The sequence below is a fragment of the Asanoa hainanensis genome (genome assembly GCF_900188485.1).
Classification (GTDB): Bacteria; Actinomycetota; Actinomycetes; order Mycobacteriales; family Micromonosporaceae; genus Asanoa; species Asanoa hainanensis.
The window spans coordinates 215,589-230,985 of the sequence record NZ_FZPH01000007.1 but is presented as its reverse complement, the minus strand read 5'-3'; the positions used below and the strand labels follow the sequence as shown (position 1 = coordinate 230,985).

Here is a 15,397-nt window from a genome sequence, read left to right as displayed (position 1 = left end):
GGTTCAGGCCGCTTCGGGCGACGACCCGAAGGCGTCCGCTGCCGCGTCCGCCATGCTGAGCCTTGCGCCGGTCTGCCAGGCAGCGTCGTAGGTGGCCGGGCCCAGCCGCGCACGCACGGTGTCCGCGTCGAGGCCGGTGACGGGCCACGGTGAGACGAACCCGCGCATCCACATCTCGTTCGACGGCGTGTGCAGGGCCTGCGCCGCCGCCGCGAGCCGCACCGCCCGTTCGAGGTCCCCGGTGCGGGTGTCTAGGTCGGCGACCGCGGCGAGGAAGGTACCGAGGCCGCCCTCGTCGCCAGCCGCCACGGTGACCGACAGGCCGTCGAGGAGGTGCCGCCGGGTCTCGTCGAGCCTGCCCTCGGCGACCGCGCAGATCGCCGACAGGTACTCGGCGACGACCATCGCGAGCTGGTCCGTGCCCGACCGCTCGCGGGCCGCACGCAGGTTGTCGCGCGCGTCGCCCAGCCGGCCGCGGCGCAGGGCGATCAGCGCGAGTCGGCTGTAGAACAGGCTCGCCTCCCAGCCGTCGCCGGCCCCTGCGGCGAGCTCGCCGCATTCGCGCAGGTAGCGGTCGGCGCGCTGCTCGTCGCCGTGTTCGAGCGCGAGCTGGGCGATCGTCACCGCGGCGAGGGCCGCGAGTGGTCCGTTGCCGCTCGCCCGAAGCCGCGGCAGCGCCGGCTCCAGCATGCGTTCGGCCCGTTCGGACTGGCCGGACACCAACGCGACGCCGCCGGCCAGCATCAGCGCCATGCCGATCTGCACGTCGTCGAGGAGGTCGGCGCGGTCGAGCACCTGGGACATGTACCGGTCGCCCTGCTCCACGTGCCCGCTGCGCCACCAGAAGAGCCAGGTCGCCCACATGATCTCCAGCACGGCGACGGGGTCGTCGTGGGCGTGGAACCAGTCGATAGCCGCGACCACGTTGTCGTGTTCGAGCTCCAGCCGGCGCAGCAGCCGCGGTGCGGCGGAGGTGTTGAGCCGCGGCGCGAACTCCTCGGTGAGTTCAAGGTAGTGGCGGGCGTGCGCGGCGGACACCGCCGGCCAGTCGCCGCTGTCCCGCAGTCTCTCGCGCGCGAAGGCCCGGATGGTGTCGAGCATCGCGAACCGGGCCTCGCCGTCCGGGCTGGGTCGTTGGACGAGCAGGCTCGACTCGACCAGCGCCTCGACACCGGCGAACGGGTCGGGGCGCGGTCCGGCGACCGCCTCGATCGCGGCGAGGTCGCAGGTGCCGGCGAAGACGGCGAACCGGTCGAAGAGGTCGCGTTCGTCGGCGCCGAGGAGGTGGTAGCTCCACGCGATGGTGTCGCGCAGGGTCCGGTGCCGGTCGGGCACGTCGCGCGCGCCGGTGGTCAGCAGGCCGAGCCGGTCGCCGAGCCGGTCGAGGATCTCGGCGGGCGGCAGCAGCACGGTCCGCGCCGCGGCGAGCTCGATGGCCAGCGGCAGCCCGTCGAGTCGACGCGCGATCTCGTCGACCGCGGCGGAGTTGGCCGGGGTGAGCGTGAAGCTGGCCGAGACGGCCCGCGCCCGTTGGGCGAACAGCTGTGCGGCCGGCGAGTTCGCCTGGTCGTCGGCGACGGTCGGCAGCGGCGGGACCGCGTAGACCCACTCGCCGGCGACCCGCAGCGGTGCCCGGCTGGTCACCAGCGCCGTCAGCCCGGGCGCCGCGCGCAGGAGCTGCCCGACTGTGGGTGCGGCGTCGGTGACCTGTTCGAAGTTGTCGACGACCATCAGCAGGCGCTTGGAGCGCAGCCACGAGGCGATGTCCGCCACCGGTGGCACGCTGCCCGAGGTGCGCACGCCCAGGCCACGGGCGAGCGCCTCGCCCACCAGCTCCGGATCGGACACAGTGGACAGGTCGACGTAGCGGGCGCCGTCCGGGAACCGCTCCGCCACCCGGTCGGCGGACGCCATGGCCAGCCGGGTCTTACCGATCCCGCCCGGGCCGACGAGGGTGACCAGCGGAACGTGCTCGTCGGTCAGCAGCGCCTCGACGGCGACCAGGTCGTCGGCGCGGCCGACCAGCGGGGTGAGCGCCACCGGGACACCGCCCGTCGCCTCCGGCCAGGCGACGTACGGACTTGGCAGGAATCGCTCGGAGAGCAGCAGCGCCAGGTCCTCCTCGACGTACGCGCGGAGCTCGTCAGCGGTGCCGAAGCGGCGGTAGGTGACGTGCCCGGTGGACCGGATCGCCGCCAGCAGCCTTTCGAGCCGGGGGTCCCGGCCGGGCGACGGCTCCTTGACGTAGATCAGGCGCGGAAGGGTGCGGGCCAGGTCGAACTCGTCCGCCAGGCCGGAACGGTCGGCGCCCGGCGCGGTCCAGCCGTAGCTTTCGCCGTACACGCCGACGAAGATCTGGCTCTGCGCGAGGTAGGCCCGGTAGAGGTCGCGTGGCGGGTGCGGTCGGGCGCCCTGCTCGAACATCACCGGGACCAGCCGCATTCGGCTCACCGCGGCGCTCACGGCCGCACGCTCGGCGGCCAGTTCGGTCATCGACGAGCTGACGAACACCCGCAACCGCTGATCCGGAGTGAGGATCATCGGTTGCTCGGACATCGCCGCACACACCCCCTCAGCCGAGGCTAGAGGCTGAGGATGGCCGAGACGTCGATTTCAGGTACGGGGCACGGCGGTGACGACCACGTTGTCGCGATAGTGCCGGGTGCGTGAGTCGAACGGGCCGCCACACGTGATGAGCGTGAGTCGCACGGGGCCTTCGCGGGCGAAGTACCTCTCCAGCGGGATCGCTGTCTTGCGGTACCGCTCGCGGGACGTCACCCGGAACGCCCGGCTCCGCCCGTCCGGTCCGGTGAGGGTGACCTCGTCGCCGGCCTCGAGCGAGCCCAGCCGGAAGAACGCACCCTGGCCCTCGGCGGCGCTGTCGACGTGCCCGGCGACGACGATCGAGCCGGCCGTCGCCGAGAATCCCGGGCCGTAGCGGTACCAGCCGACCGCGTCGACGCTCGGTGGCACCGCGAAGTCGCCGGTGTCCGCGTCGACGCCGACGGCGTTGACGGTCGCCTTCAGCTTCAACGCGGGGACGGTCAGGCGAGTCGGTGCGTCCACTTTGTCCATACCGGGCATCGAACCATCCTGTGTGGACACGGTCGGGACGGACGGGGCGGGCGCGACCGCGGTCGGCCGGCCGAAGTCGCCGGGCGGTTCGGCCTGGCAGGCCGCCACGCCGGCGGACCCGGTGAGGACCGCGCCGACCGCCAGCAGGAGCAGGGCGCGCCCCGGCACAGGCCGGGACGCGCCAACGCCTCCCCTCACCGGCGGCCCGTCGCCAACCGCGCGAGGCCGAGCAGCAGAAGCAGGATGCCGGCGCCACCGACGGCGTACCACGGCAACGGCACGCCTCGGTCGGCGCCGCCGCCGTCACCGCTGGGCACCGCGCCCGGCGCGGAGTGCAGCCCGGCGATCGTCTGCGAGACGAGACCGAGCGTCTGGTCGTCGGCGGAGCCCACCGCGTACACGATGGTCGCTGTGCCCTCCTTGAGGTTCAGGTCCGCCGGGCCCAGCACCCGGGTCGACGTGCCCGCGAGCACGACGTCGGCGGACACCGTGCCGGCGTCGAGGTCCGCCTTGGCCTCGTTCGGGTTCGTGAGGTCCTCGAAGACGGGCTGCCCGCCGGCGCGCACGTCGACCGCCGGCGCGGCCGCGGTGTGCCGCACGATGACGCGGGCCTTGCCGGCGCCCAGCTTGGCGATGTCGTTGACGAACGGGGTCAACACGGGCTCGCCGTCCGCGCTCAGGTGGGCGACGAGGCTGATGTTCGCGTCGCCGGGCACGTCGGCGTTGTCGACGGTCAGGAGCGCGTCGGCGATGGGCTCGCCGGGCTTGGTCAGCGCGATGTCGTACTGCCCGGCCGGCAGGCTCAGCGGACCGGCGACCTTGCCCGGCTGGAAGTCCGGGAGGGCCTTCTCGCCGTTGACGTAGACGTCCACCGGCTGCCCGGGAATGCCGTGCACCACGAACACTTGCGAGTTCGCCCTGGCGAACGCCGGGCCGGACAGTCCGAGCACGACCAGGGCTACCGCGCCGACCACGGCGGCGCGGCGAAGGTGCAGGATACGCATGGAAACACCTCGAACAGATCGTCGTGAATTCCGTACACCCGGGTCTTCGTCCTGGCCGTCGCCCGTGGATGCGGTCCGCGCGGGTCAAAAGTCGCCGCATCCGGCGCGGGTCCGCGGAGCGAACAGTAGAGAGAAGCGCTGCCGGGAGGAGGTCGATGATTTCCGACGACGAGCTGGCCGAGCGCCTGCGCGACGGTGACGAGAAGGCGCTGCGCACGGCGTACGAGCGGCACGGCGCCGCCGTGCTCTACCTGGCGCAACGCCTGCTGAGCAGCCTCGCCGACGCCGAGGACGTCACGCAGTTGACGTTCGTGGCCGCGTGGGCGGGGCGCGACACGTTCGACCCGAGACGTGGCACGCTGCTGGGCTGGCTGCTCGGGATCGCCCGGCGCAAGGCCATCGACCGGATCCGGTCGACCGCCCGCGACGAGCGGGTCACCCAGACGGTCCGTGCCCAGCTCGTCACGCCCGACGAGGCCGAGCTCCCGGAGCGGATCGTCGACCGGCTGGTGGTGGCCGACGAGCTGGGCCGGCTGCCCGCCGAGCAGCGACGCACGCTGGAACTGGCGTTCTTCGACGACCTGACCCATCCACAGATCGCGGCCGTCACGGGGCTTCCGCTCGGTACGGTCAAGAGCCACATTCGCCGTGGACTGGCGAACCTGCGACGCCGTTGGGAGGTGGACGGTGCAACATCTGGATCCCGATCGGCTGGTCCTTCTCGCACTCTCTGAGGAGACCGAAAGCCCGTTGGACTTCGACCACCTGGCCGAGTGCGCGGTCTGCCGCCACGAGCTTTACGCGTTGCGTACCGTCGCCGACCTGGGCACCGAAAGCCAGGACCTGCGGGACCTGCCACCGCCGCCCGAGCGGATCTGGCAGTCGATCGAGGTCGGCATCGGCCAGGCTCCCGTTCCGGCCGTTCCCGAGCGACGCTCCCGGCCACGGCCGCGCTGGCTGCTGCCGGTGCTCGCCGCGGCGGCGGCAGCTGTGCTCGCGGTCGCCGGAACGGTCGTGGTCGACCGGTTGGCGCACCGCGCCCCGCCGGAGCGGGTCACCGCCCGGGCGACGCTGTCGCCCCTGCCGTCCGTGCCCGCGGCGGCGGGTGGCAGCGTGCGGGTGCTGGCGGCCGGCGAGATGCGCGTCGACGTGCGGAACCTACCGCTGACCACCGGCTTCCACGAGGTGTGGCTGATCGACCCGGACGACCTGACGAAGATGGTCGCGGTCGGCAACCTGTCCGACAAGCCGGACGTGGTGCTCACGGTGCCGCCCGGCATCGACCTGAACCGCTACCGCCTGGTCGACATCAGCGACGAGCCCCACGACGGCGACGCCGCCCACTCCGGCCGCAGCCTGCTGCGCGGAACGCTGACCTATTAGCTGCATCCAGGGCGGCCGATCCGGCCGAAGTACCGGGTGGTGGCAGCGAAGCCACCGCCCCGTACTTCGAAAGGACTCACGACGATGAGGTTGCTCCGAACCGTCGCCGTCGCCGCGGCGGCGATCGTCACGTCCGCACTGGTCGCCGCTCCCGCTGACGCCCATGGGAAGGTGGGCACCCGGTCACTCGCCGCGGTGTTGACCGCCGACACCAGCGGGTTCGACCGCAACGGCGGCGACTACGACATCCTGACGGCCGCGGTGCTGGCGGTCCTGGAGGCCAAGCCCGCCAGCGCGGTCGGCGTGCTCACCGACGGCAGCACGGCGCTGACCGCGTTCATCCCGAACGACCGCGCGTTCCAGACGCTGGTCGCCGACCTGCAACACGCCAAGCGGCTACCGAGCGAGCGCGCGTCGTTCACCGCGGTGGCCGGGCTGGGGATCGACACGGTCGAGGCGGTGCTGCTCTACCACGTGGTGCCCGGCGCCACGATCACCCGCAAGGCCGCGCTGAAGGCGGACGGCGCCGTGTTGACGACCGCGGCGGGCTCCACGATCAAGGTCGACGTGTACGGCTGGTGGTGGAAGCGGGTCAGGCTCGTCGACACGAACCGCACCGACCGCGACCCGCGCGTCGTCAGGTTCGACGTGAACAAGGGCAACCGGCAGATCGCCCACGGCATCGACCGGGTGCTCCGCCCGATCGACCTGCCCTGAGCGGCTCTCAGAACAGCGCGACGGGGTTCACCGGGACACCTGTCAGCCCGTGGATGCGCGGCGGGGCGATCGTGAGCAGGAAGGTGTAGCGCTCCAGCTCCGCGCACAGGGCCGCCAGGTCGTCGAGGTGGACCCCGTCGACCAGTGGCATCGCCATCCGGCCCAGGCCCACCGCGTGCAGGGGCATGGGGCCGTCCGGGCCGAGCGGTGGGGACGCGTCGCCCCGGTCGCCGGCGAAGAGGGCGACGCCGCGGCGGTGCATCCAGCGCAGCGCGTCGACCGTGATGCCCGGCGTCGGCGTGCCGGGTGTCGCGGTGGCGGGCCAGCCGAGCCGCACGACCAGCGCGTCGCCGGGATCCACCTGGCCGCCCTGGCGCTTCTCGGCCTGGTCGAGGTCGTGGGAGCCCACCGCGTACGCGGGTGCGAGCGGCCCGCCCACGGCCAGGTCGAGCAGGACACCGCGGGTCACGATCCCGGCGGCGAACGCGGCCGTCGACGCGTGCGTCACACCCTCGGCGGTCACGACCTGGGCCCGCGGCCGACCGGGATAGACCTGACCGTCCTGCGACCAGTGCGCGAGCGCGTCGATGTGCGTGGACTTCACGTGGTGGTTCGTGACCAGCATCAGATCGGCGGCCACCCCGACGCCGGTGTGCGACACCAGCTGCTGCACGGGCGAGACGTCCACGGTCGTCGGCGCGAACGGGCCGCTGACCATGGGGTTGGGCGTGACTGGCTGGGCCAGCGACACCCACCGCCCGACCCGCACCTCGGCGGCGGCCTTCGCGCGTACCTCGTCGGTGATGAGGTTGAGCGTCCCGAGCTCGTCGTCGGCACCCCAACGACCCCAGTTGTCCGGCAGCTCGGCGTCGGTCATGTCGCGGATCCCTTTCGTCGTGGCATGTCCTTCGTACAACGACGCTTCGTAGACTTCGATGTCATGAACAGCTTCGGGTGGTACGGCGCGTTGGTGGCGCTGGAGTTCGGGCTCGCCGCCGTGACCGTCGTGGCTCTCTTGTGGATCCGGGCGCCGTACGGGCGTTACCGGCGCGGCGGTTGGGGTCCGACGGTGCCCGCCCGCGTCGGCTGGCTCGTGATGGAGTCGCCCTCGGTGGTCGTCTTCGCTGCCGTGTTCGCGTTCGGGGCGCACCGGGCGGACCTCGTTCCGCTGGTGCTGCTCGCGATGTGGCTCTGCCACTACGTGTACCGGGCGTTCGTCTATCCGGCGTTGATGCGGCCGGGCACCCGGATGCCGTGGCTGGTCGTGGCGCTCGCGTTGGCGTTCAACCTGCTCAACGCGACCGTCAACGCGTGGTGGATCGCCGAGCTCGGCGGCTACGCCACCAGTTGGCTGAGCGATCCGCGCTTCCTCGCCGGAGCGGTGCTCTTCTTCGCCGGGCTGGTCGTCCACATGCGCTCGGACCGCACCTTGCGCCGGCTGCGCGCCCCCGGCGAGACCGGCTACCGCATCCCGTACGGGGGCGCGTTCCGCTGGGTCAGCAGCCCGAACTACAGCGGCGAGATCGTGCAGTGGTTCGGGTGGGCGCTGGCGACCTGGTCCCCGGCGGGGTTGGCGTTCGCCGTCTACACGACCGCCAACCTCGCGCCGAGGGCGTTCGACCACCACGCCTGGTACCGCGAGCGCTTCCCGGACTACCCGGCCGACCGGCGGGCGCTCGTACCCCATCTGCTCTAGACGAGTAGGTCCGAGGTCGATCGGTGTCCGCCGCGAGCACGCTGACCGCGTTCGGCAGCGGCACCGCGGTTCGGGGACGCCGATGAAACGGGGCCGGTTCGGCGGATGCCGGGGCTGGCCGTGATCCGGTGTGCGGCATCTGGGAGACCGGCGTTGTAGTCGTTGATCGGGTGTGGCTGATCTGGTCGACACGCCGTCCGGCAACTCGACCAGACACACCTGATCATGCGATCGGGGGTGTCGCTCCTCGATGAGCCACACACGATCATGAGCCCCGTTCGGCGGTGGCCGTCGTGGGACCACGACACCAGGCAGTCATCGAGATCCTGGTTGCACGCGCACCGCGGCGCGGGACCGGTCAGGACCCACCCGGCCGGGCCACCCGCGTCGCATCGTCGTCATGCCGCCACCGGTGGCTGCACCAGGACCAGGCCGGAGCCGGTCGCCATCATGCCGCTGACGACGGCTGTGGCGCCGGTGAGGCGACGCTGTTCCACTTCCTCGCGGAGGACGCCGATGCCGAGCGGGAACAGCGCGAAGCTGCTGGCGTGCGGGACGCTGAATCGTCAACCGCGGTCCAGCGCTGCCAGCCGGTCGCGGACGGCACGGTCGACCTGGTGTCGGGCGTAGCCACGCAGGCGCGTGCGGAACGAGAGCGACCGCAGCGTGCGCCCAGCCTCCGCTCTCGCGGACTCGGACCCGGAGGCCAGGGCCTGGTCGGCCATGGCCAGCGCGTCGTCCACCTGGCCGATGTCGTATCCCCGCAACGCGATGAGGAAGCTGTTGGTCATGTCGTTCCGACTCCGATCCACAGGCCGACAGTGGGTGCGGCCGCGAGGAGCGGCCGCACCCAGCTGCTAGGACTTCTTCGTCGAGGTGATCGCCAGCGTCAGGAACCCGAGGGCGACCGCTCCGACGAGAACCTTGGTCCAGGGTGGCACCGAACTCACCGTCGTCGCCACGGCTGCGACAACGCTGAGCGATGCCAAGATCCAGATCGCGGTCCAGCGTGTACGCATCAGTCGCCGAGTGCGCAGTAGATCAAACTACCGACGCCGAGGAGGGCACCGAGGGCGCCTCCGACGATCAGCACGGCGCCGGCCGTGAACGGCACCGTGACGACGCCGGCCAGCATCCAGGTGCCGATCGCCGCGCTGCCGCCGGAGACGATCGCGCTGACGGCACCGAGGATCGAGCTCGTCGAGCACTGGCCAGTGGGGTCGACGTAGGTGGCCGGATTGCACGCCGCGTACGCGTAGCAGTTGCCCTCCGCGGGGTTGCCCACGAAGCTGAGGTTGTCCTGCTGGGTGAAGCGGCCTGTGTTGGGGTCGTACCAACGCCGGCCGAATTTCACCTGGTCGTCCGAGCGCAGGCCGCCGGCGAACCCGATCGCGTTCTCGCGGACCTCGTCACTGGTGCCGGTCGCGGTGGCTTTGCCGTACGGGTCGTAGCGGTAGGTTCCGGCGACGGTGCCGTCGTGCTTGACGAGCGCCACGACCGAGCCGAGGGCGTCGAACACGTAGAAGTAGTGGTGTACGGTGCCGTTGGTCTCGGCCCGGAAGCCCAGCGCCGTGCCTTGCTGGTCGCGCTCGACGTAGTGTTTCGCGTACGAGCTGGGAACGGTGTAGTACTGCAGCATCGGAAGGCCGTTCGCGTCGTTGAGGCCGTAGAAGTAGCGGCCCTGGAACGTCTGCGTGCTGCGGTAACCGAGCTCGTTCTGGTTGGGTCCGGCGTACTTGAAGCTGACCGTGTTGGCGGCGGTGTCCTTGGCGCTCGTCAGCTGGCCGGCCGCGTTGTAGACGGGCGTGCGGACGGTCGAGCCCGCGGTCTGGTTGCCGACCGCGTCGTAGGCGTATCCGGAGCTGGTGATCTGGTTGGCGGCGTTGAAGGTCAACGACTGTGTCGTGGTTCCGTTTACCTTGGCGGTCTTGCGGTTGCCGTTCGCGTCGTACTCGTAGTCGTAGGTCTGGCCCTCGACGTTGGTCGCCTTGGTCAGCCGGTTGCCGTTGTCGTAGGTGTAGACGCTGACGGCGCCGGCGCGATGGTGGTCGGTCTGCCACTGCCGCAGCCCGGTGTCGTCGGGCTTGGCCGTCGAGCACGGGTTGCTACCGACGCGCTTGGCGTAGCAGGAGGACGAGTCGTACACGATGGACTCCGTGCCGCCCTGCCAGCGCTTGCTGGTCGTGCGGATCAGCCGCCCGGACAAGTCGAACGTGTTGCTGGTCTGGGCGACGGTGGCACCGGCGACCTTCAGCGTCGTGGAGGTGCGCCGGCCCTCGTCGTCGTAGCCGAGCGTGTAGGTGCCGTTCGCGGCCACGAGCGACGTGAGCAGATTTCGGGTGTTGTAGCTGTAGGTCGAGGTTCCGCGCTGGTCGGTCAGCGTCTTCAGGTTACCGACCGGGTCGTAGGTGTACGTCTGCGATCCCTGTCGTACCACCATCCGGTTGAGCCGGTCGAAGCTGAAGGACGCGGTCCCGGTGGCGTCGATGCGTCGGACGATGTTGCCGCCCGGGGTGTAGCGGTACTCGACCGCGGGCGTGCCGTCCGAGTACGTGATCTTGGTAGCCCGGTCCTCGTAGTCGTAGTCGTAGTGGCTCATCCGGCCGGCACCGTCGTAGGCCTCGTGGAGACGGCCGAACTGGTCGTACGTGAACGTACGCACACCCAGCGTCGTGCCGGTCGGCGGCGTGATCGTGGTCAGCTGCTTGTCGCCGTTGTACGCGTAGAGCGTCTTGTTGGTGCCGTTGCCGGGGTCGGTCGACGACTTGACGGTGCCGTCGCTGTTGTACTCGACCTTGGCCTCCGCTGCCAACGCATCGGTGGCGGACAGCCGGTTGCCGGCGCCGTTGTAGGTGTAGGTGCTGGTGTTGCCCTGTGAGTCCGAAAAGGACGACGGCTGGTAGTTGGCTGTCGGGTTCGATGGCGTCGCGGCGTTGGCATAGGTGTAGCTCGTGTCGAAGCCGGTCGGGCCGGTGGACGTGGTCAAGGACTGCCCGCCGTTCGCGCCGTACGCGTTCGTGGTCAACCCGCCGGTCCCGTTCGTCGCCGTAGCCACGTCGAAGTACGGGGTGTACGACTTGCTGCGCCTCTTGCCCTCCGGATCCACCGCGTTGGTCACCCGCTTGTCGGCGTTGATGGTGAACGTCGACCGCGGCACCGAGGTCACCGGCTGCGAGTAGTTGGTGTTCGCGTCGGCGATCAGCGTCTGCGTCGCGGAGGGGTAGGCCCACCGGGTGACCGCACTCGCGTTCGGGTCGACCGTCTCGTCGATGACCCGGGAGACCGAGACCACGCGGTGGCCGCTGTCGTAGCCGATCCGGGTGACCGCGCCGACGTCGGTGGTGCTGATCGCGCTGGTGATCTTCGTGATCCGGTGCTGCGAGTCGTACTCGAAGCGCACGTCGTTCTGGTTGAGCGAGCAGATCTCCGTCAGGTTGCCGTTGCCGTCGTAGGCGTACTCGACGCGGCGGTAGTCACCCTCGGAGGACTGCTCGATCTTGGAGATGAACCCGTGGGAGCCATAGTGGACCGTCGCGGTCCGTGCGGCGGTCGCGCCACGGTCGGACTTGACGGAGGTGAGCCGTGCACTGCCGTCGTAGCTGTAGTCCGTCACGTTGTCGTTGCGGTCGAGCGTGCGGTCGAGCAGGCCGGCCGAGGTGAAGTAGAGCTCCCGGCCGCTCTCGTGCTCGGTGAGCTTCCATCCAGTGTGCTTGACGAGCTTGACGTCGACGCCGGTCCGGGTACGCCAGCCGTGGCCGAGCGAGCCCACCGCCAGGTCGCTGCCGGTGAACAGGCTGTTGTACGCCGCACCGACCACGAGGTTCTCCGCGATCCCCGGCAGCATCAGGTCGGCGCTGCGGATGAGCAGGTTGCCCGACCCGGTGTTCACCTCGAGGCTGACCCGGTCGGTGAGGGCGAACGTGGTGAACGAGCCGTTGCGGATCGGCCCGGTGCCGACCGGCACCGACAGCGGACCGGTCAGCATCGCGACCGGCGCCGACGAACGCGCGACGGCCAGCTTTCCGGCGGTGCCCGGTGATCCGAGCTGCGCAAGGCCACAACTACCTCCCCGTTTCGGTGGTGGCACCAACGCGGGTGATCGTCCAGGTGGGGCCTCAACAGATCAATGAAGTTCGACAACTATTGCCGTCGATCAATGAAAACGACGGGATGGGGTCGCCACGTCCGGCCCGGAACCGCCATACTTCCCGAGCTTTGCACCCGCCCGAGGACCGAGTTGGAAACGTGCGGCGGCCACACTGTGGCGGTGAACGCGGCAACGGCCATCCTGGCCTATGACGTCACCGAGACCGCCACGATCGCCGTCCAGGTCGCGGTCGCCGGCTCCGCCGAACAGGAGAGCCTCTCCGCCACCGTCGACGGCACCGCGGTCGAGGTCGCCTCGATCGCCGAGACCGATGACCCACTGAACGGCCCGACCCAGCTGGTTTCCGCGCGTGCGGGTCGGCTGCTGCTCACGTACACGATGGAACGAAACGGCACGGGCGCGGCCGCCCCGGCGCCCAACCTCCGCGACCGCATCCAGGCGGTCCTCCCCAGCCGCTACTGCCCGTCGGACCGGCTCACCGGCTATGCCGCGCGGTTCCGCGGCGGCGGAGACCTCGCCACCGTCCAGCGAATCGTGGCCGAGGTGCACGACTCGCTCGTCTACGACGGCGCGGCCAGCGGGCCCACCACCGACGCGGTCGACACCCTGCTCGCCGGGCGCGGCGTGTGCCGCGACTACGCGCACCTGACGGTCGCCCTGTGCCGGGCGGTGGACGTGCCGGCGCGGGTGGTCGCGGTGTACGCGCCAGGTCTTTCTCCGATGGACTTCCATCTTGTCGCCGAGACCGCCGTCGACGGCGCATGGCTGGTCTGGGACGCGACCCGGCTGGCGCCGCGGTCGAGCCTCCTGCGCGTCTCCACCGGACGCGACGCGGCGGACGTCGCCTTCGGCACCGTGCTGACCGGCGCGGCCACCTTGACCGACCTCACCGTTACCGCCGTCGCGGACGGAGCACTGCCCGACGACGACCACGAATGTCCCGTCATCCTCGGCGCCCACGCGGAAACACAGGGTTAACCATGCCATCGAAGTCGAGCAATCTCCAACCGCGATCCTGAGTGCCCGTCGTCTCCCGCGGAGGTGATCGCGATGTCGGCCGATACCACCACCGACGCGCTGGCCGTCGGATCCGATCCACACCCCTCGCTCTACAACGCGGGCCTCGCCCCGCTCCCCCTCGAGAAACGCCGCTGGGGCTGGTTCGAGATCTTCAACGTCTGGACCAACGACGTGCAGAGCCTCGCCGGCTACACCCTGGCCGCGAGCCTGTTCATCACCGCGGGCATCAACGGTTGGTGGGTGTTCGCGGCGATCATCGTGGCGGGGCTCTTCGTCAACTGGCTCGTCAACCTCACCGGCGAGCCGAGCGTCAAGTACGGGATTCCCTACGCGGTCATGGCCCGCAGCGGCGTCGGCGTCCGCGGCGCCATGTTTCCGGCGCTGGTCCGCGGGATCGTCGCGATCTTCTGGTACGGCGCACAGACCTACTTTGCCTCCACCGCGGTCGCGCTGGCGCTCAACGCGGTGCTGGGCTCGCCGGGCGGCGCCACGGTGCTGGGCATGACGGCCGTCGACTGGCTGTCGTACGTCATCGTCGCCGTCATCCAGGTCGTGCTCTTCATCCGCGGCATCTCCTGGATCGAGAAGTTTCTCAACGTGGCCGGGCCGGCGGTCTACGTCGTCATGGTGCTGCTGCTGGTCGCGATCTGGGTGCAGGCCGGCGACCGGCTCCTGCCCGCGGTCTCCGGGCTGTTCAGCAACGACGACGTGCGCGGCTGGGGCACCGTCAGCGCCTTCCTCAGCGTCGTGGGCACGATGATCGCCTACTTCGCCGCGGTCATCATCAACTTCGGCGACTTCTCGCGTTTCTCCCGTACCCAACGCGGCATGCGCATCGGCAACTTCACCGGGCTGCCGGTGAGCCTCGCGTTCTTCACGTTCCTCTCGCTGTTCATCACCGCCGGCGCGTACGTCGTCTACCAGGACGGCCAGGGTGAGCCCCTGACCAACCCCGCCGACATTGTCGGCCAGGTCGGCAACACGGCGTTGACCGTGATCGCGGCGCTGACCTTCGTGGTCGCCACGATCGGGATCAACCTGGTGGCCAACTTCATCCCGCCGGCGTACGACCTGTCGAACCTCGCACCGCAACGGATCAGCTTCCAGCGCGGCGGCTACCTGACCGCGGTCTTCGGGTTCGTCATCGGCGCGTTGTGGGTGGCCGCGATCAGCGAGATCGGCCTGCCCAAGTTCGTCGATACGCTCGGCGCGGTCCTGGCCCCGCTGTACGGGATCCTGGTGGCCGACTACTACGTGGTGCGCCGGCGCGAGCTCGTGGTCGCCGACCTCTACAGCATGGATCCGGCCGGCCGCTACCACTACCGGTCGGGCTGGAACATCCGCGCCCTGGCCGCGTTCGCCGTCGCCGCGGTGTTCTCGGTGGCCACCGTCTGGACGCCCGCGCTGGCCGACCTGAGCGGTTTCGCCTGGGTCATCGGCGCCATCATCGGCGGCGGGCTCTACGTCGCCGCGACGGGCCGTCCGTTGTCGAGCACGCTCAGGCGGCGGTGAGTCCGCCGTCGATGGCGAGCGCCGCACCGGTGATGAACGTCGCATCGTCACTGAGCAGGAAAGCGACGAAGGCGGCAATCTCCTGAGGCGCTGCGATCCGGCCGACCGGATGCATCCCGCCGGCGAAGCGGATCGCTTCCTCGGGCGATACGCCGCTCATGTTGCGGCGCAGCAGTGGCGTGTCCACGCCCCCGGTCACCAGCGCGTTGACGCGGATGCCGCTGGCCGCGTGCTCCAAGGCCGCCGAGCGGGTCAGCCCGACGACGCCGTGTTTGGCGGCGCTGTACGCCGCCATGCCCGCAGCCCCGACCACGCCGAGGTTGGAGGCGTTGTTGACGATGGCACCGCCCCCACTCGCCACGAGCGCGGGGATCTCGTGTTTGAGGCCGTAGAAGACGCTGCTGAGGTTCAGCGACAACTCGGCGTTCCAGTCCTCGTCGCTGACGGTCGGGAGCGGGCCCATCGCCGTGGCCGCGCCGACGTTGTTGAAGACGCCGTCGATTCGACCGTATTTCTGGACCGCTTGATGCACCAGGGAAGCCACGTCGGCCTCTACGGTGACATCGGTCGGCACGAAGATCGCGTCGGGTAGGAGCTCGGCCAGCTCCTCGCCGGACTCCTTGCCACGAGCGGCGAGGACGACCTTCGCACCCTCCGATGCGACACGCTCGGCTACCGCCCGCCCCATGCCGGAGGTGGCGCCGGTGACCACGATGACTTTGGCCGCGAAGCGCTCGGACATGACTGCTCCCTGGATGGTTCTAGATCAGAAGGTGTGGCCAGGACGGCCGCGAGGCGAATACTGCTTCGTCCAGACAAGGTCGACAAGAAGGCACTTCGACATGACCTGGTATACCTGGCGATACCTGCCAGTTCCGTACC

The 15,397-nt window shown here is 70.4% G+C and carries 13 protein-coding genes; 6 read left to right on the top strand and 7 right to left on the bottom strand.

The window, feature by feature from the left end; genetic code table 11:
- Positions 1-3 precede the first annotated feature (3 nt).
- From CHC05_RS19395 to CHC05_RS19385, 3 genes are read right to left on the bottom strand one after another with little or no spacing between them, the layout of a single operon-like run.
- Entirely contained in the window at positions 4-2,556 is a 2,553-nt protein-coding gene (locus CHC05_RS19395) for a DUF4062 domain-containing protein (protein ID WP_089250779.1), read from the bottom strand.
- 57 nt (positions 2,557-2,613) lie between these two features.
- Entirely contained in the window at positions 2,614-3,273 is a 660-nt protein-coding gene (locus tag CHC05_RS19390; protein ID WP_245871049.1) for a class F sortase, read from the bottom strand.
- Positions 3,270-4,079 carry a DUF4397 domain-containing protein gene (locus tag CHC05_RS19385; RefSeq protein ID WP_089250777.1) on the bottom strand — a complete coding sequence of 270 codons (810 nt, stop codon included), beginning with the start codon at positions 4,077-4,079 and terminating at the stop codon, positions 3,270-3,272. The genes CHC05_RS19390 and CHC05_RS19385 overlap by 4 nt, the downstream gene beginning before the upstream one ends.
- A gap of 155 nt (positions 4,080-4,234) precedes the next feature.
- Here CHC05_RS19385 and CHC05_RS19380 point away from each other — a divergent pair, with 155 nt between their 5' ends.
- From CHC05_RS19380 to CHC05_RS19370, 3 genes are all read left to right on the top strand, one after another.
- Positions 4,235-4,813 (top strand): RNA polymerase sigma factor, encoded by a 579-nt coding sequence (locus tag CHC05_RS19380; protein WP_089250775.1) that lies wholly within the window; start codon positions 4,235-4,237, stop codon positions 4,811-4,813.
- Positions 4,767-5,462: an anti-sigma factor gene (locus tag CHC05_RS19375; RefSeq protein WP_089250773.1), complete on the top strand. Its 696-nt coding sequence runs from the start codon at positions 4,767-4,769 to the stop codon at positions 5,460-5,462. The genes CHC05_RS19380 and CHC05_RS19375 overlap by 47 nt, the downstream gene beginning before the upstream one ends.
- An 84-nt stretch (positions 5,463-5,546) precedes the next feature.
- A complete protein-coding gene (locus CHC05_RS19370; RefSeq protein WP_089250771.1) occupies positions 5,547-6,179 on the top strand; it encodes a fasciclin domain-containing protein in 633 nt (210 codons plus the stop codon).
- 7 nt (positions 6,180-6,186) lie between these two features.
- Here the strand turns inward: CHC05_RS19370 and CHC05_RS19365 are convergent, their stop codons facing one another.
- On the bottom strand, positions 6,187-7,056 hold the full coding sequence (locus tag CHC05_RS19365; protein ID WP_089250769.1) for a cyclase family protein: 870 nt from the start codon (positions 7,054-7,056) through the stop codon (positions 6,187-6,189).
- Positions 7,057-7,119: 63 nt separating this feature from the next.
- Between CHC05_RS19365 and CHC05_RS19360 the strand changes: the two genes are divergently transcribed.
- The gene (locus CHC05_RS19360) at positions 7,120-7,875 is read left to right on the top strand and encodes a methyltransferase (protein ID WP_089250767.1); all 756 of its coding nucleotides are present in this window, start codon (positions 7,120-7,122) and stop codon (positions 7,873-7,875) included.
- A gap of 566 nt (positions 7,876-8,441) precedes the next feature.
- Here the strand turns inward: CHC05_RS19360 and CHC05_RS19355 are convergent.
- Both CHC05_RS19355 and CHC05_RS19350 read right to left on the bottom strand, forming a co-directional pair.
- On the bottom strand, positions 8,442-8,687 hold the full coding sequence (locus CHC05_RS19355) for a hypothetical protein (protein ID WP_144022673.1): 246 nt from the start codon (positions 8,685-8,687) through the stop codon (positions 8,442-8,444).
- A 206-nt stretch (positions 8,688-8,893) separates the two neighbouring features.
- Positions 8,894-11,860 (bottom strand): RHS repeat-associated core domain-containing protein, encoded by a 2,967-nt coding sequence (locus CHC05_RS19350; RefSeq protein WP_089250763.1) that lies wholly within the window; start codon positions 11,858-11,860, stop codon positions 8,894-8,896.
- A 282-nt stretch (positions 11,861-12,142) separates the two neighbouring features.
- On the opposite strand from CHC05_RS19350, the gene CHC05_RS19345 reads away from it, so the two are divergent.
- Complete coding sequence (locus CHC05_RS19345; protein ID WP_218824600.1) at positions 12,143-12,961, top strand: transglutaminase-like domain-containing protein; 819 nt, start codon at positions 12,143-12,145, stop codon at positions 12,959-12,961.
- A gap of 72 nt (positions 12,962-13,033) precedes the next feature.
- The gene (locus CHC05_RS19340) at positions 13,034-14,515 is read left to right on the top strand and encodes an NCS1 family nucleobase:cation symporter-1 (RefSeq protein WP_089251069.1); all 1,482 of its coding nucleotides are present in this window, start codon (positions 13,034-13,036) and stop codon (positions 14,513-14,515) included.
- Here the strand turns inward: CHC05_RS19340 and CHC05_RS19335 are convergent.
- A complete protein-coding gene (locus CHC05_RS19335; protein ID WP_245871048.1) occupies positions 14,502-15,227 on the bottom strand; it encodes an SDR family oxidoreductase in 726 nt (241 codons plus the stop codon). The genes CHC05_RS19340 and CHC05_RS19335 overlap by 14 nt on opposite strands.
- Positions 15,228-15,397 lie beyond the last annotated feature (170 nt).

Excerpts from the sequence above, each read along its gene's own strand:
- CHC05_RS19340 (WP_089251069.1), top strand. The coding sequence starts at position 13,034 with ATGTCGGCCGATACCACCACCGACGCGCTGGCCGTCGGATCCGATCCA.
- CHC05_RS19370 (WP_089250771.1), top strand. The coding sequence starts at position 5,547 with ATGAGGTTGCTCCGAACCGTCGCCGTCGCCGCGGCGGCGATCGTCACG.
- CHC05_RS19385 (WP_089250777.1), bottom strand. The coding sequence starts at position 4,079 with ATGCGTATCCTGCACCTTCGCCGCGCCGCCGTGGTCGGCGCGGTAGCC.
- CHC05_RS19380 (WP_089250775.1), top strand. The coding sequence starts at position 4,235 with ATGATTTCCGACGACGAGCTGGCCGAGCGCCTGCGCGACGGTGACGAG.
- CHC05_RS19365 (WP_089250769.1), bottom strand. The coding sequence starts at position 7,056 with ATGACCGACGCCGAGCTGCCGGACAACTGGGGTCGTTGGGGTGCCGAC.
- CHC05_RS19360 (WP_089250767.1), top strand. The coding sequence starts at position 7,120 with ATGAACAGCTTCGGGTGGTACGGCGCGTTGGTGGCGCTGGAGTTCGGG.
- CHC05_RS19350 (WP_089250763.1), bottom strand. The coding sequence starts at position 11,860 with ATGCTGACCGGTCCGCTGTCGGTGCCGGTCGGCACCGGGCCGATCCGC.
- CHC05_RS19395 (WP_089250779.1), bottom strand. The coding sequence starts at position 2,556 with ATGTCCGAGCAACCGATGATCCTCACTCCGGATCAGCGGTTGCGGGTG.